The organism is Arthrobacter ginsengisoli, assembly GCF_031456935.1.
GTDB lineage: Bacteria > Actinomycetota > Actinomycetes > Actinomycetales > Micrococcaceae > Arthrobacter > Arthrobacter ginsengisoli.
The window spans coordinates 58,914-73,236 of the sequence record NZ_JAVDVQ010000011.1 but is presented as its reverse complement, the minus strand read 5'-3'; the positions used below and the strand labels follow the sequence as shown (position 1 = coordinate 73,236).

Sequence of the window (14,323 nt, the reverse complement as noted above, 5' to 3'; positions counted from 1 at the left end):
CCGGCTAGTACCCGGCGGCGGCGGCGGTGATCATCTCTCCTGACGGTGCCACGAGATACCAAACGCCGCCGACGCCCTGGCCCAGGATGTCCCCGGTGGCCAGATCTTTGGCGTAGTAGTACACCGGCATCCCGTTGATGGTCAGTTGCTTCTTCCCATCGGGGGTGGCAATCGTTCCCACGGTGCCGGTGACACCCTCGACCGTCGGGGTGTCGGCGGCGGCGAGGACCGCGGGCCACGCGTCGAGGCAGCCGCCGGTGCACGTGCTGGTTCCGGAGTCCTTGACGTCCTTCGTGTAGTAGTAGACGCTCATTCCTTTGCCGTCGACCACGATTTTGCCGGCTGCGGAATCCGCGACCTTGAGGTCCGCCGTGGACACGGCCGGTGCCGAGGTCGACGCCGGAGCCGAACCCGGTGCGGCACTGCCGGGCGCCGTCGTCGTGGCTGCCGGCGGCGTGGAGGTGTTGGTTCCGCTGGTGCCGGCACAGCCGGAGAGTAGTGCGGCGAGGGCGAAAGCGGACAGGCCAATGCTGAGGTGCTTGTTCATCTGCTGCTCCTTGACTCGAACCGGCCAACTGGCCTGGCCGGCGCTAACCGGTACGACGCCCCTGGGGGAAGAATGGTTCACAGCAGATCGCGGACCGTGCCCGGGATTCCGCGCGTGTGAACCTTTCCGGCGGTCCGCACGTCATAGGGGTAGCGCGGACCGCATGAGCCAGGGAGGACGGTTATGTCGCTGGATGAAGACGTGGTGGCGGCGATCTACCGCGACCACGGGCCGGCGCTCAGGCGTTTTGTCCTCAGTGCCTGCCGGGATCCGCAGCTGGCCGACGACGTTGTGCAGGAGACCGTGCTGCGGGTCTGGCAGCAGGCGCCCCACATCACCGGAAGCCTGCGCAGCTACCTGTTCCGGACGGCCCGCAACATCATGATCGACAATTACCGCAAAGCCCAGCGAAGGCCCCGCGAAACGGCGGACCGTGATCTGGCCGACCCGGCCGACGGCGAGGAACGCGTCGACGAACTCCTGAACCGCGTGCTGATGGAAGAGGCGCTGCTGCGGCTCAGCGCGGAGCACCGGGAGGTTCTTGTGGCGCTCCATTACCGCCGCTTCACCGTCCAGGAGGCATCGGTCAGTTTGAATATCCCGAGCGGAACGGTGAAGTCCCGCGCGTTCTACGCCGTGCGCGCGCTCCGAACGATCCTTGACGAGATGGGGGTGCAACGGTGAGCGCCACTGAACTCCACCAGCTGCTCGGCGCCTACCTGCTCGGCGGGCTGGAGCCCGACGAGGCCGCCGCCTTCGAACAGCACCTGGGCAGCTGTGCGGACTGCCGGCGGGAGCTGGACGAACTGGCCAGCCTACCGGCGCTGCTGGACGCGCTCCCGGTGCCCGACGCCGTCGCCCTCGGCGCCGTTGCGGTCCGGGACCCGGCCCCGCCGGTTCCCGCGCCGGCTGCGGTGCCGCAGCGGATGCTCGACGAATTGTCCGCGCGCCGGCGAAAGGCGCGGCGGCGCTGGACCGCGGCGCTGGCTGCGGCGGCCGCGGCGTGCCTCACGCTCGGCATCCTGGCCGCGCCGCTGGCCAACCAGCCGCCCAAACCGGACGCCAGCTATTCCGTCCAGGCCGGCGACGGGCTGCAGATCACTGTGGGCATGGTCAAAAAGACCTGGGGCACCGAGCTCGCGGTCGAGGGACGGAGCCTGCCGGTGGACGGCACCTTGTCGCTGTGGGTGAAGGACACCGGCGGCGGCGAGGACCGCGCCTGCGCATGGTCTGCCACACCCAGCGGGAGGGTCAGGATTACCGGAGCCACGCCCCTGCAGCTGACCAACATCTCCAGCGTCGAGATGCGCGACGGCCAGCAACAGACCGTGGCTGTCATTGCCGTGCCCCGCGGGTAGGTAAGCGGCGGCGCTTTACCCGCATTAAGTGTCAGACCTCCTGCTCTACTCATGCTGGGGGAGCTGACCGCCACGAGGGTCGGAATAGCGGCCATCTGTGGAGAACCGATGGAGCCAAGCCGGGGAACGCGCCCACCCGGCCGCCCATCTGACACGAATGGCCGCCACCCGGGACGTCCGGCCGCCCATCTGACACGAATGGCCGCCATCCGGGACGTCCGGCCGCCCATCTGACGCGAACGGCCGCCACGAGGGGTGGAGTGGCGGCCATGTGTGGAGAATCGATGGAGCCAGTCCGGAGAATGCGCCACCCGGCCGCCCATCTGACACGAATGGCCGCCATCCGGGACGTCCGGCCGCCCATCTGACATGAATGGCCGCCACGAGGGACACACTCTCGCCCATCTGACGCGAACGGCCGCCACGAAGGTTGGAGTGGCGGCCATGTGTGGAGAATCGATGGAGCCAGTCCGGGGAACGCGCCCGCCCCGCCGCCCAGCTGACGCAAATGGCCGCCATCCGGGACGTCCGGCCGCCCATCTGACGCGAATGGCCGCCACGAGGATTGGAGTGGCGGCCATGTGTGGAGAATCGATGGAGCCAGTCCGGAGAATGCGCCACCCGGCCGCCCAGCTGACACGAATGGCCGCCACGCGGGACACACCCTCGTCCATCTGACGCGAATGGCCGCCACGAGGGTCGGAATAGCGGCCAGCTGTGGCGATTCGGCGCTGAACGAGGTGGCATAGGGGCCGTTCGTGGAGAATCGATGGAGCCAGTCCAGAGAACCCGCCCACCCTCGCCCAGCTGCACGGCTGTCACGGAAGGCCGCACCGTTCGAGCGTCGGGTTGGACACCGCGGGGCCCGCTGCCGGACCCCGTGGTGCCTGGCTAGGCCCGCAATGGAGCCAAACCGGTCGGCTTCACCGTTGCCGCAGCCGACAGCTCACTGAACGCCCCGCGGTACCGCGCTGCCGGGTGGCTTGACTCAAGTTTCGGGCCGCGGCCGAAGACCTTCTCACGCAGTGTGCCCGGCGCGTATTCCGTCTGGGCCAGTCCGCGGCGCCGCAATTCGGGCAGCACGCCCTGGATGAAGTCCGTGTAGGAACCGGGGATGATCTGGTTGATGATGTTCAGTCCGTCGATCCCGGCATCCTGCCAGCGTTCCAGTTCGTCCACGATCTGTTCCGGCGTGCCGGCGATCTGCTGGGCCTTGGCGCGGTAGCGGGCCAGGTCACCGATCGTTGGTTTGCCGCCCGGAACGGAGGCAATCGCCGCCTGGAGTACGCCCTGGGCACCCTCGGTCTCGATCTCGCCCAGCGGGGTGTCGAGCGGGAGGCCGCCCAAATCGACGCCAATCCCGCCGCCGATATGCGCGATGATCGTGTCGAGATCCAGGTACTCGTCATATTCGGCCTGCTTGCGCGCGACCTCGGCCTCGGTGCTGCCGATCACGAAGGATAGGCCGCCGAAGATCTTGACGTCGCCGGCCGCCCGGCCCGCCGCGGCTTCGAGGGCGCGGATCGAGGCTGTTTGCTTTTTTACGTATTCAACGTTGGGGGCAAAGAGGAATGTTGCCTCGGCGTTCTCCGCGGCGAACTTCTTCCCGCGCGACGAGCTCCCCGCCTGGAACAGGAAGGGGGTGCGCTGCGGGCTCGGCGAGACCAGGTGCGGGCCGTCAATGGAGTAACGGGGCCCGCGGTGGTTGATCTTGTTGACCTTGGCAGGATCCGCGTGGATGCCGCGGACCTTGTCGGCCAGCAGCGCGTCGTCGTCCCAGGAACCCTCCCAGAGCTTGTAGACGGCCTCGGTGTATTCTTCGGCCCAGTCGTACCGGTCGTCGTGCGGGGTGAGCCCGGCGTTACCGAAGTTCCGGTGGGCGTTCTCCAGCACGCTGGTAACGATGTTCCAGGCAACACGGCCATTGGAAATATGGTCCAGGGTCGACAACTGACGGGCGAGCTGGAACGGATCGGACTGGATCACGGAGCTCGTCATGGCCAGTCCGATGTCCTTTGTTACGGCCGCCAGTGCGGAGCAGAGGACCAGCGGATCATTCGAAGGTACCTGCAGCCCCCGCCGGAGCAGGGAGGCCCATCCGCCGTCGTGGTCGCCGTACAGCCCCACGACGTCGGCGAAGAACATCGCATCGAACTTTGCCTCCTCCAGCTCCCGGGCCAGCTCGACCCACAGCTGGAGTTCGTTGAAGCGGTGCTGCTGCGCCTCCGGATGGCGCCATTGACCGCCGAGGATGTGGTTGGTCGTGTTCATCACGAAAGCACTCAGGAGCAGGCGGGGACGTGCGTCGAAGGTTCCCATCAGGAATCGCTCCCCTGGCTGGTCTTGGTTGAGGGCACGGCATCGCCGATGCTGTTGAGCCCGGTGGGAATGGTCCCGTTGATGTGATAGTCGCCGACGGACCGCGCCTTGAACACCACCGGGTTGTGGGTGGCCACCGTCCGGGCGTTGCGCCAGTGCCGGTCCAGCCCTTTGCTGAGGCTGGTCGACGAGGCGCCGGTGACGTCGAAAAGCCCGTTGGCAGCGGCCAGGACCAGGCCGGGGACCGTCACATGGGCCTGCTGCACTCCCAGCTCGGCCCGGAGGAAGGCTGCTTCCTCATCAAGCCCAAGGGAAGGATCGACGGCGGCGTCCAGGTCGCGTGCGGCTGCCAGCACGATGGACTGGGCGGCGTAGACGCCGGCGGCGATCTGGCCGACGCGTTCCTGAATCAGCGGATCGTCACGGAACAGTGAACCGGAGCCGGTGTTGAAGGTGCGTGTGCGTTCCCGGACGAGTGTGCTTGCGTCGCGAAGCGCAGCGTGGCCGATTCCGACGAGCACGGTCAGCAGTGCGAGCTGGAAGAAGGCCGGTTCCAGGGTGCTGGTGACCTTGCGCTGGATGATGTCCTGGGGGTCGACGACCACGTCGGCAAAGATGGCGGTGCCGGTGCCGGTGAGGGGCTGGCCGAAGCCGTCCCAGTCATCGAGGATCGTGACTTGGGGGTCATTCACGCGGACCAGCGCATACTGCCGGCCCTCCAGTCCCTCCGTGCTCGCCATGACCACGACCCAGTCGGCGAAGATACTGCCGGTTGTGTAGTATTTTTCGCCGTTGAGCAGCCAGTGGCCATTCTCCTCACGGAGTTTCGTCTGGGTGGTGCCGAGTGCGTTGCCGGAACGTTCCGTGGCGGCGTTGCCGAAGATCTCCCCGGCCAGGACCCGCGGGAACCAGCGGCTGCGGAATTCGACGGGCTGAAGTGCGATGGTTTCCACGAACGAGAAGTGCGACCGCAAAAGATGCGAAACGTTGGAGTCCGCGGCGGCGAGTTCGATCAGCAGCCGGCTCAGGTGCTCGTAGCTGACCGGGTCCCCGCCGTGCTCGGCGGGGACCCGGATTGTGGTGAAGCCGCTGTCCCGCAGCCAGGCGACCGGTTCAAAGGGCAGGACGTGGTTCGACTCGCGTTCCAGTGCGCCCTCGGCGATGCGCGCGAAGACTGGCTGGAATCTGGCGGATAACGCCGCGTAGCGGGCCTCTTCGCTGAGTTCCCGAACTTGTGTGGAGATTGTCATCTTGTTCCTAACATGGACGTGGTTCTGAGTTCCAGGGGTTCTAGTGGGCGGTTGACGCAACGAGTTCGCGCAGGCGCCGGCCGGGATTGGAGTCCAGCAACAAACGCGTGTATTCGCTCTGTGGGTTGGCGAAGACCTGCGCAGTCGGGCCGACTTCCCGCAGCTGTCCCCGGCTCATCACGCCCACGTCTGAGGCGAAGCGTTCGACGACGTGCAGGTCGTGGGAAATGAACAGGTAGGACAGCCCCAGGTCGCGTTGCAGGTTTTCGAGCAGGACCAGAATCTGGGCCTGCGTCAGGACGTCCAGGGCGGAGAGGGCCTCGTCCAGCACAAGGGCCCGGGCGCCCAGGGCGAGTGCCCGGGCGATGGCCACGCGCTGGCGCTGGCCGCCGGAGAGCTCCTTGGGCCTGCTGCCGGCGACGCGCGCGGGCAGGTTCACCTGGTCAAGGAGCTCGGCAACCCGGGCACGGCGTTCCAAACGCGACCCGACGCGGAAGCTGGCCAGGGGCTCGGCGACGATGTCCCGGACGGTAAGCCGGGGATCAAGCGCCGAATCCGGATTCTGGTACACCAGCTGCAGGGAGCGCCACAGTTCCCGTTTGTCCTTCCCCTGGGTTGACGTGACATCGGTGCCGTGCACCCGCACGGTGCCTGAACTGGGGTCCAGCAGCCGCATGATCATGCGGGCCGTTGTCGACTTGCCTGATCCGGATTCGCCGACCAGTGCGAAAGTGGTTCCCTGGCGCACCGCGAAAGTGACGTCATCCACGGCACGGTGTTCGGTGTGGCCCCGGCCGAAGACTTTGGTGAGTCCGCGGACGTCGATCGCCGCGACGGGCTCGTCCCGGGCCGAATCCACGGCGGCCGGGACCTCCTTCGGGCCGGCCGGAGAGGCCTCCCGGAGCAGCCTGACCGTGTAGTCGTCCTCCGGATGCGCCAGGATGTCGGAGACCGGACGGTCTTCGCGGATTTTTCCCTGCTGCATCACCACAATCCGATCGGCCAGATCGGTGGCGACGGCCAGGTCGTGCGTCACGAAGATGACAGCCGTACCGTGGTCCCGTGCCAGCCTGCTGAAGACTTCGAGGACGCGGCGCTGCACGGTGACGTCCAGCGCCGAGGTCGGCTCATCGGCAATCAGCAGTTTCGGCCCGAGGCTGAAGGCGATCGCGATCAGGACGCGCTGCTTGAGTCCGCCGGAGAGTTCGTGGGGGTACTGTTTCAGCCGCTCCGCGGGACGGTCGATCCCCACCAGTTCGAAGAGCCGGATGACCTCCGCCCGGATCTCGCTCTTGGAGCGTTTGCCTTCCTCCGGGTGCAGCCGGAACACCTCGGCCACTTGGGACCCGACCGTCTTCACCGGATCCAGCGAGGCCCCGGGATCCTGCGGGACCATGCCGATCCGGCGGCCGCGGAACTTCTCCATTGCGCGTTCGGAAAGGCCGGCCAGATCAACGCCGTCGAAGAGGATGGATCCGGCGGAAACGGTGGCCGACTCGGGGAGCAGCCCGATGAGCGATTTGGCGAGGGTGCTTTTGCCCGACCCGGATTCGCCGACGAGGGCAACGATTTCGCCCGGTTTGAGGACGAGTCCAAGTGAGTCTGCGGCCACGATCGCCTCTGGGCCGTGGCCGTATTCGACATGTAGTCCACGCACCTCAAGCAAAGGCGCGGCGTCGCCGCTGGGTTTCACTGCGTTGATGGTCATTTGGGGCTCCTGACTAGAACCGGAAGATCTTGAGAAGTTGGCGTCCGAGTCCGGCCAAAAGAACGACCGTCAGCACGATGACCAGGCCCGGCAGGCTGGTCATCCACCACGCGCCGGCGAGGTATTGCCGCCCTTCTGAGATCAGCAACCCCCATTCCGGGGTGGGAGGAGGAGCTCCGAAGCCGAGGAAGCCGAGCCCGGAAATTGCCAGGATGGCGGCGCCGAGGTCGACGGCGAGCAGGGCGAGGACCGGGCCGCAGGAGTTCGGCAGAACATGCTTCCAGACGACGGACCAGTAGGATCCCCCGTTGAGGAATGCGGCCTCGATGTAGTCCAGGTTTCGCACGCGGAGGACTTCCGAGCGCACCACCCGGGCGAACGAGGCAATCGAGGCGATTCCCACGCCCACCCCGAGTGAGATGGGTCCGGGCGCAAACGCCGTCACGATGATCAATGAGATCAGGAACCCCGGCACTGCCAGGAGCACGTCAACGAGGCGCATGGTACTGGCATCGGCGGCGCGGCCGGCCGTCGCAGCGAAGAGGCCAAAGGCTGTTCCCACCACGACGCCGATCAGGACAGCGAGCCCCGCGGTGAGCAGCGTCTGCGAGGTGCCGTGGACGACCCTCGCATAAACGTCCCGGCCCAGGTGGTCGGTACCGAACCAGTGCCCCGAACTTGGCGGCTGGAATTTCTCCTTCGGAATGCCGCTGATGGGGTCGAAGCCGCTGAACAGGCCCGGCAGGAAGGCCCACCCTACGACAACCAGCAACGGAATGACGGTCAGCCACAGGCCCGCTGAGCGCAGGATGGTTCCGCGCTTTCCCTGGCCAGTCCGGACGGCGCCGCCGCCGGCCGGCGGCAGCGCCACCTCATGGACAGGGGCTGTTGGCAATAGCTCGAGGCTCACAGGATTCTCCGTTCGGTCTCAGGCGGTCAGTGCTCGTGGCGAGCCGTGGGCGCTGCTCTTGAGGATGCGGGGATCCAGCAGCGGGTACAGCAGGTCGACGATCAGGTTCACGGCGACGAAGGCCGAAGCCGTCAGCAGGACCAGGCCCTGGACCAGCGGGACGTCCTGGACGGTGACGGCCTGAAGGACCACCGATCCCAGGCCGGAGCGGGCGAAGACGGTCTCCGTGATGACGGACCCTGCGAGCAGGGTTCCGACGGTGATACCGGCAATGGTCATGGCCGGCCCCGCCGCGTTCTTCAGTGCGTGGCGGTAGAAGATCCACGCCGGGGAGGCGCCCTTGGCCCGCAGCACGTCGATGAACGGCTGCTCGTACACGTGGGTGGTGCTCTTGAGCAGTACCTGCGCGATCGGGGCGGAAACGTGCAGGGCCAGGACGAGGACGGGAACGGCCAGCGACGCGAAGGAGCCGTCCGGGAAGAGCGACATCACACCGAGCTGGATGGACAGAAGCTGCAGCAGCACGAGCCCGAGCCAGAACACCGGAACGGCTGCGAACAACGGCGGGAGGTTGGTGATGAAACGCTTCAGTGCCGACGATCGGCTCAAGGTGGCCGCGGCAACGAGCGCCACCGCAAGAACAACGGCCAACACGAACGCGCTGGACGCCAGCGCCAAGGTGGATCCGGCAACCGCGCCGATGCGGGTCGCCACCGACTGCCCGGAGGCCAGGGAGTACCCCACGTCCCCACCGAGCAACTGCCCGAGCTGGTTGACGTACTGCACCAGCAGCGGCTGGTCATAGCCGTATTGGGCCTTCATGGCATCAATCGTTGCCGGGTCGGCCGCAGCGTCCGCCGACAGGAAGATCGTGACCGGATCGCTGGGCAGCAGCTGCACCGCAAGGAAGACGAGGGTGTACGCCAGCCAGATGACAAGGAGTGCCTGTCCGAGGCGCCGCGCAAAGTAGAGGCCCATGACGCTCTACTTGCCGGTCTTCCAGGCACCCTGGAAGACCGGTGCGGTGCCGGAGGTGAACTCGACGTGCGACCTCGCGTTGGCGCCGTAGACCTGGACTTCGTCCCAGAGAACGAGGGCCAGCGCTTGGTCGACAACCAGCGCGCGCTGTTCTTCGGCGACGAACTGCTTGTGCGTGGCGGTGCTGGTGGCGGCGCGTTCCGTGGCGAAGAGCTCGTTGAGCTGGTTGTCCGCAGTCAGTGTCTGCGTGTTGGTTGCCGGGCCGAAGACCGGCCCCAGACCGCCGTACGCGAATTGCCGGGTTCCGAAGAATTCCACGCTGGGGTCCTTCATGGCAGTCGCCAGGAACGCGTTGTCCGCCGCGCGGTTGACCAGCTTCACGCCGATCTCGCGCCACTGCTGCTCGATCAGTTCGAAAGCGGGCTTGATCACGACCGAGTTGTTTGATGACGTGACCGTGACCTCGAGCTTCTGGCCGTCCTTGGCCCGGATGCCGTCGGCGCCAACTGTCCAGCCGGCCTCCTCCAGCAGGCTCTTCGACTTCTCCGGGTTGTAGGCCAGGTCGGCGGAGAGATCAACGAAGTCAGGTGCTTCGCGGTTCAGGATGGAGCCGGCGATTTCGTAGCTGTCGGAGAGCACCGTGTCTTTCAGGGTTTGCCGGTCGATTCCGAGCTGCAGCGCCTGGCGAACCTTCGCGTCGGCGAGCTTGCCGCTGCCGATGCGCACGGCGGCCATGTTTGCCGTCAGGTCGATGCCTTTGGCCGGCAGGACCTGGTTGCCGCTCCCGGCAAGGGAAGTTTCATCGGCCGGCTGCAGGCCACGGACCAGGTCAACCTGGCCGGTCTGCACGGCCCCGGCACGGTGTGCCACCTCCGGCAGGTACTTCACAATGACTTTGTCCAGGTAGGCGGCTCCCTGGTTGGCGGCGCCTTCCGGAGCCCAGGCGTAGTCGGGCCGCTTCGCCAGGACGATTTCCTCATCGGCCTTCTCCGATTCGAAGGTGAAGGGACCCGATCCCGAGATCTTCGCGATGGCCGACTGGCCAGCGTTATCGAGCGTGAGGGTTTTCGGCGAAACGAGTCCGGCGGTGACGGAGGAAGTGGCGCGCAGGAAGTTGGCGTCGGGAGAGGACAGTGTTACTTCCACCTGGTCCTCGCCGATGACCTGTGAGGACTGGTACGTGGAGAAGTCAACGTTGGGCTGGATCTTGGCGCTCTCGATGCCTTTTCCCAGCGCCTCGAAGTTGGCCTGGACCGCCTTGGCGTCCAGCGGCGTTCCGTCACTGAAGCTCACTCCCGGGCGGATCGTGAAGGTGAACTTGGTCTGATCCTCGCTCGCGGTGAACTTGCTGGCGATCCAGGGGACCAGTTCGCCCTTCTTGGCATCGAAATAGGTCAGCCGGTCCAGCACGCTGTTCAGGACGTTGGCCTTTTCGTAGAAGCGCGCCGCCTGGGTCTGGAAGTTGTTGATGGGGGTGACTTCGGCGAACACGAACGTTCCGCCCTGCACCGGCGTTCCATCCTGGCTTTGCGCTGCCGGGGTACCGGCCGTGTTGGCGCCGCAGGCGCTCAGGGCCAAGGCCGCGGCTCCCATCAGCGTCAGCAAACGCAGCGGGCGGCGTTTTGCTTTTGCGTTCGTAGTGGCCGGGCGCGATTCGTTGGTATCCATCGTGGATCCTCTCGGTCATGACCGAGGAACTCCAGAATCACCGGTCCCCCCAGCCGACGCGGCGCGCCGGTTGGTGGAACGTGGGATCTTGGCAATCTCCATCGGTCCTGGCATTAGCACCGTGCCCGAAGGGTGGTTGCTACGGCGTCATCGAGCCAGGTCTCTCAGCCGATCTGGATGGTTGTTTATTCGCCCAGGAGGACTTTTGTCGTTGCCGCAACCGTTCCGGGTCGAGGCAAGATCCACTTTGCTGCAGAATCTTCGATTTCCCAACAATTGCGACACGTTCTGCAATAAACGATTCCCGGAGAGCCACATCACCGCCGCATGGCGTCATGAGCCTGGTCAGGTGGGGCGCACCAGGGGTTGCCCGCCGCGCAGGACCGCAACCAGCCCGAACTCCCGGTCCACCGCCAGGATGTCGGCGCGCAGGCCCGGCCGCAGGCTCCCGATCTCGGTTTCGAGGCCCAGGATTCCCGCCGGTATCAGGGTCGCAGCCTTAACGGCGTCTGCGGGTGCCACCCCGGCCTCGATGGTCCGGCGGACCACTTCGAGCAGCGTGGCCGTGCCGCCGGCGAGGGCACCGCTGCCCTTCAGCGTCGCCACGCCACCGTGCACCACGACGGCGGAGCGGCCGAGCTCGTAGTCGCCGTCGGGCAGGCCGGTCGCCGCCATCGAATCCGTGACCAGGATGATGTTGTCGGCGCCGACCAGCCCGAACACCATCCGGACGGTCTCGGGGTCGAGGTGGACGCCGTCGCCGATGAGTTCCACGGCAACGGTGCCCTCCGCCGCGAGGCGCAGGCACGCCGCCGCAGCTCCGGGGCTCCGGTGGTGCAGCGGCGGCATGCCGTTGAACAGGTGCGTCACTGTTGGACGCCGGCCGGGCGGCGTCCCCAACGACGCGCCGGAGCCGGCCGTGGGGGACCCGGCGGACGCGGTGACGGCCGTGCCGGCCCGCAGTGACTCCGCCGCGTCCGCCAGCGAGCCTGCGGTGGTGCGGGCGTCGGCGTCGGTGTGGCCCAGCGACGGTATGACACCGTTTCCGGTGAGCATGCTGACCAGCTCGCCGGCTCCGGGCAGTTCCGGCGCATACGTCATCGACTTGAGCGTGCCGCCGGCCGCGTGGAGCAGCCGGCGGAGCAACGCCGGATCGGGGTTCCGGAGCCACTGCGGGTTCTGCGCCCCGCAGCGGGCCCGGGACAGGAACGGGCCTTCGGAGTGGATGCCGGCGATGAGCCCCTCGTCCGCGAGCGGCCGCAGCACTCCGATTCCCCGGATCAGATCCTCCGCCGACGCCGTCACGAGGCTGGCCAGCAGCGTCGTTGTTCCGCTGCGGTGCAGGAAGCCGGCAGCGTCGCGGCACAGCCTGCTGTCGCCGGTGGGAAAGCCGCCGCCCGCGGCGCCGTGGCAGTGGAGGTCAACGAGCCCGGGAAAGATCGAGCTGCCCGGCGGAAGGTCGAGCTCCTCGGCGCCGCGGAAGCCGGCAGCGTTGAAGCCGCTCCGGGGCCCGGAGTAGGCGATCCTTCCGTCGGCCACCGCCACAACTGAATCAGCCGCAGCGTAGCCGTCCGAGATCAGGGTTCCGGCCAGGACATAGGCGTCCGGCATTACATCTTGGCGAGTTTGGCCCGCACCATCATGAAGATCCCGTAGCAGATCAGGCCGACGCCGACGGCGGCCAGCATGTAGATGCCGAACGGCTGGTCGCGGAGGGCCTTCAAACCGCCGTCGAGCCCGGTTGACTCCTCGGGGTGCACTTTGATGGTGGCGATGATGACCAGCAGCCCCACCAACAGCAGGGCGATGCCTTTGGCGGCGTAGCCAACGACGCCGAGGATGGTCACTGCCGAGCGCGCCCGCGGCGAGGCCGGGAGCCGGAGGTGTTTGGCGAAGGACTGCCGGAAGCCCCGGATGGCGTAGACGATTCCGGTGATCGCCACGGCGGCGCCGATGGCGAGCAGGAGCAGATAGCCTCCCGGGGCTTTCATCACGGACGCCGTGAGGTCGCTCGTGGAAGTGGTGTGGTCCTTGCCGGCGCCGTTGGCGAAGGAGTACAAGGTGATGGCGAGTCCGGCGTAGACCACCGCCTGGAGAACGGCCTTCGCCTTCTTCCCCAGTTTTTTCTTGGCCGGAAGGTGTTCAAAGTCGAAGATCGCGTCACTGGCCTGCCAGATCGCGAGTGCCACACACGCCGCGAAGGAAGTCCAGAGCAGCAGCGGCCCGGCCGGCTGCCCGGCGAGTTGCTCCACTGCCCCGCTGACATCGGCCTCGCCCTGGCCACCCATGGCAAGTCGGATCGCGACGAGTCCGATCAGCAGGTGCAGGATGCCGCTGACTGCAAACCCGGCACGGGCCACCAGCTCCAGCGGGCGGGAATTGGTGATCTCTTCCGCCGCGTCCGCGGCGTCCTTCAGTTCTCGTTTGATGGTGGATCCCTCGACTGCCTCGGTGGTTCTGCCGGGTCAGCTCCGCCCGGTTGATGCCTTTCCGTAATCGTGCCACGCGGAGCCCGCCGGGAACAGCACCATTTTGTGGCTGCCTAGCGGCGCCGGTAGCTGAGGTCGAAGATCAGCCGCCCTGCCTCGTGCGCCTTGTTCTCGAAGCTCGTCAGGATCCGTCCGTCGAACCGCGGTGCCCAGCCGCCGGTCTCATCGATGCCCTCGTTCGGACCGGTGTGTTCGGTGCTGACGGGTGCCCGGCCCTCCTTCACCGGGGCGCCGCCCACGAGGGACTCGACGCCGGATTCCCAGACCTGGGTGAGCGGGCTCTCCGCACCGCTGCGCTCCCCGTCGTGCAGGTTTTCGAAGTCGGGGGAGCCGGCGAGGACCTCGCGGACGTGGACGGCATAATTGGACCAGTCTGTGGCGATGCGCCAGATGCCGCCCGGCTTGAGGGCCCGTGCGGCGAGCTCGGCGAAGGCGGGCTGGATGAGGCGGCGCTTGTGGTGCCGGGACTTGTGCCACGGGTCCGGGAAGAAGACCCAGAGTTCCGTCACGGATCCGGCCGGCAGCATGGTGGCGAGTACCTCTGGGGCATTCGCTTCCACGACGCGGACGTTGCCCAGGCCGCGGCTGTTGATCTTGATCAGCGTGTTGGCCAGCCCCGGGGTGTAGACCTCAACGGCAAGGAAGTCCTTGTCGGGGTTCTCTTCGGCGGCGTAACAGACGGCGTCGCCGAGTCCGGAACCGATCTCCACGATCAACGGGGCCTTGCGGCCGAATTCGGCTTCGGCGTCGAAGAGGTAGTCCGGATGCACGGAGGTGTTGGCGATGTGGCGGGGGACCTCGACGGCCCACCGGTCGGAATGTTCCTCCCACGCGACCTGCCGGCGGCCCTGCAGGCGCGTGCCGCGGCGCACAAAGCTGACCGGACGGCCGCCGTACGTGCCGAAGGAAGCTTGGCTGCCGGGCGTCACCGGGCGCGACGGCTTTGGTGTTTCGGGGGATTCTGGGGATTCACTCATCCCTTCCAGAATAGTGGAGTCCCGGCGTCCGCCCGGCTGGGCAGGATTGCCCGGCCGGCCGCCGGTGGAACGGCAGGCGGTGGGGGAGCCTGCCAGAATGGGGCCGTGACTGCACCGAA

Annotated in this window: 12 protein-coding genes and 1 riboswitch; of the genes, 2 read left to right on the top strand and 10 right to left on the bottom strand. The window is 67.0% G+C overall.

The window, feature by feature from the left end; genetic code table 11:
• Nucleotides 1–4: 4 nt before the first annotated feature.
• Nucleotides 5–547: a COG4315 family predicted lipoprotein gene (locus J2X01_RS13720; RefSeq protein ID WP_310058263.1), complete on the bottom strand. Its 543-nt coding sequence runs from the start codon at nucleotides 545–547 to the stop codon at nucleotides 5–7.
• Nucleotides 548–730: 183 nt separating this feature from the next.
• Here J2X01_RS13720 and J2X01_RS13715 point away from each other — a divergent pair, with 183 nt between their 5' ends.
• The gene (locus tag J2X01_RS13715; RefSeq protein ID WP_310058259.1) at nucleotides 731–1,231 is read left to right on the top strand and encodes a sigma-70 family RNA polymerase sigma factor; all 501 of its coding nucleotides are present in this window, start codon (nucleotides 731–733) and stop codon (nucleotides 1,229–1,231) included.
• Complete coding sequence (locus tag J2X01_RS13710) at nucleotides 1,228–1,905, top strand: anti-sigma factor family protein (RefSeq protein ID WP_310058257.1); 678 nt, start codon at nucleotides 1,228–1,230, stop codon at nucleotides 1,903–1,905. Before J2X01_RS13715 ends, J2X01_RS13710 begins: the two co-directional genes overlap by 4 nt.
• An 891-nt stretch (nucleotides 1,906–2,796) precedes the next feature.
• On the opposite strand, the gene J2X01_RS13705 is transcribed toward J2X01_RS13710, so the two are convergent.
• From J2X01_RS13705 to trmB, 9 genes are all read right to left on the bottom strand, one after another.
• Nucleotides 2,797–4,224, bottom strand: a complete 1,428-nt coding sequence (locus tag J2X01_RS13705) for an NtaA/DmoA family FMN-dependent monooxygenase (protein ID WP_310058254.1) — start codon at nucleotides 4,222–4,224, stop codon at nucleotides 2,797–2,799.
• Complete coding sequence (locus tag J2X01_RS13700; RefSeq protein ID WP_310058251.1) at nucleotides 4,224–5,474, bottom strand: acyl-CoA dehydrogenase family protein; 1,251 nt, start codon at nucleotides 5,472–5,474, stop codon at nucleotides 4,224–4,226. Before J2X01_RS13700 ends, J2X01_RS13705 begins: the two co-directional genes overlap by 1 nt.
• Before the next feature lie 40 nt (nucleotides 5,475–5,514).
• Nucleotides 5,515–7,182 (bottom strand): dipeptide ABC transporter ATP-binding protein, encoded by a 1,668-nt coding sequence (locus tag J2X01_RS13695; RefSeq protein ID WP_310058248.1) that lies wholly within the window; start codon nucleotides 7,180–7,182, stop codon nucleotides 5,515–5,517.
• Nucleotides 7,183–7,195: 13 nt separating this feature from the next.
• A complete protein-coding gene (locus tag J2X01_RS13690) occupies nucleotides 7,196–8,092 on the bottom strand; it encodes an ABC transporter permease (protein ID WP_310058246.1) in 897 nt (298 codons plus the stop codon).
• 18 nt (nucleotides 8,093–8,110) lie between these two features.
• Nucleotides 8,111–9,070, bottom strand: coding sequence for an ABC transporter permease (locus tag J2X01_RS13685; RefSeq protein WP_310058243.1), 960 nt, complete (start codon nucleotides 9,068–9,070; stop codon nucleotides 8,111–8,113).
• 6 nt (nucleotides 9,071–9,076) lie between these two features.
• Nucleotides 9,077–10,738 (bottom strand): ABC transporter substrate-binding protein, encoded by a 1,662-nt coding sequence (locus tag J2X01_RS13680; RefSeq protein WP_310058240.1) that lies wholly within the window; start codon nucleotides 10,736–10,738, stop codon nucleotides 9,077–9,079.
• Between the two features lie 95 nt (nucleotides 10,739–10,833).
• Nucleotides 10,834–10,922, bottom strand: a riboswitch (SAM riboswitch).
• 161 nt (nucleotides 10,923–11,083) lie between these two features.
• Nucleotides 11,084–12,349: an N-acetylglucosamine-6-phosphate deacetylase gene (locus J2X01_RS13675; RefSeq protein ID WP_310058237.1), complete on the bottom strand. Its 1,266-nt coding sequence runs from the start codon at nucleotides 12,347–12,349 to the stop codon at nucleotides 11,084–11,086.
• The gene (locus J2X01_RS13670; RefSeq protein WP_310058482.1) at nucleotides 12,349–13,155 is read right to left on the bottom strand and encodes a DUF1206 domain-containing protein; all 807 of its coding nucleotides are present in this window, start codon (nucleotides 13,153–13,155) and stop codon (nucleotides 12,349–12,351) included. The genes J2X01_RS13675 and J2X01_RS13670 overlap by 1 nt, the downstream gene beginning before the upstream one ends.
• A gap of 125 nt (nucleotides 13,156–13,280) precedes the next feature.
• Complete coding sequence (trmB, locus tag J2X01_RS13665) at nucleotides 13,281–14,204, bottom strand: tRNA (guanosine(46)-N7)-methyltransferase TrmB (protein WP_310058234.1); 924 nt, start codon at nucleotides 14,202–14,204, stop codon at nucleotides 13,281–13,283.
• Between the last annotated feature and the right edge of the window lie 119 nt (nucleotides 14,205–14,323).

What these genes read in the sequence shown, in the direction of transcription:
- J2X01_RS13705 (WP_310058254.1), bottom strand. Translation starts at nt 4,224, where the DNA reads ATGGGAACCTTCGACGCACGTCCCCGCCTGCTCCTGAGTGCTTTCGTG.
- J2X01_RS13680 (WP_310058240.1), bottom strand. Translation starts at nt 10,738, where the DNA reads ATGGATACCAACGAATCGCGCCCGGCCACTACGAACGCAAAAGCAAAA.
- trmB (WP_310058234.1), bottom strand. Translation starts at nt 14,204, where the DNA reads ATGAGTGAATCCCCAGAATCCCCCGAAACACCAAAGCCGTCGCGCCCG.
- J2X01_RS13720 (WP_310058263.1), bottom strand. Translation starts at nt 547, where the DNA reads ATGAACAAGCACCTCAGCATTGGCCTGTCCGCTTTCGCCCTCGCCGCA.
- J2X01_RS13700 (WP_310058251.1), bottom strand. Translation starts at nt 5,474, where the DNA reads ATGACAATCTCCACACAAGTTCGGGAACTCAGCGAAGAGGCCCGCTAC.
- J2X01_RS13675 (WP_310058237.1), bottom strand. Translation starts at nt 12,349, where the DNA reads ATGCCGGACGCCTATGTCCTGGCCGGAACCCTGATCTCGGACGGCTAC.
- J2X01_RS13695 (WP_310058248.1), bottom strand. Translation starts at nt 7,182, where the DNA reads ATGACCATCAACGCAGTGAAACCCAGCGGCGACGCCGCGCCTTTGCTT.
- J2X01_RS13685 (WP_310058243.1), bottom strand. Translation starts at nt 9,070, where the DNA reads ATGGGCCTCTACTTTGCGCGGCGCCTCGGACAGGCACTCCTTGTCATC.
- J2X01_RS13715 (WP_310058259.1), top strand. Translation starts at nt 731, where the DNA reads ATGTCGCTGGATGAAGACGTGGTGGCGGCGATCTACCGCGACCACGGG.